Source organism: Streptomyces sp. SID13726 (genome assembly GCF_010548375.1).
Classification (GTDB): Bacteria; Actinomycetota; Actinomycetes; order Streptomycetales; family Streptomycetaceae; genus Streptomyces.
On record NZ_JAAGLY010000350.1, the window covers coordinates 1 to 472 of the forward strand.

Consider the following 472-nt stretch of genomic DNA (forward strand, 5'->3'; position numbering starts at 1 on the left):
GTCGAGCACGAATCGGGACCCGGCCAGCTGGAGTTCACCTTCAGCCCGATGAGCGGCCTCGACGCCGCCGACGCCATGCTGCTCTTCCGTACGGTCGCCAAGCAGATCTGCGCCCGCCTCGGCCACCACGCCTCCTTCATGTCACTGCCCCGGCTGGAACGCTTCGACCCGAGCGGCTGGCACCTGCACCAGTCGCTGTTCGACACGGCGGCCGACCGCAACGCCTTCGTGCCGGCGTCGCCCGGGGACGGCGCGCTGCTGTCGCAGGAGGGCCTCGGCTACGTCGCCGGCCTGCTCGAACACGCCGCGGCCACCGCCCTGTTCTGCATTCCGACCGTCAACGGGTACCGGCGGCTCGACACGCGGTTCTCGCTCTCCCCGGACCGGATCGTGTGGAGCGCCGAGAACCGGGGCGCGCTGGTCCGCGTCCTCGGCGGCCCGGGCGAGGAGTCCACGCACGTGGAGAACCGGA

Annotated in this window: 1 pseudogene; it reads left to right on the top strand. The window is 71.8% G+C overall.

Annotated elements, in window-relative coordinates:
* Positions 1-472: pseudogene (locus tag G3I78_RS48020) on the top strand (glutamine synthetase); the annotation flags it as partial.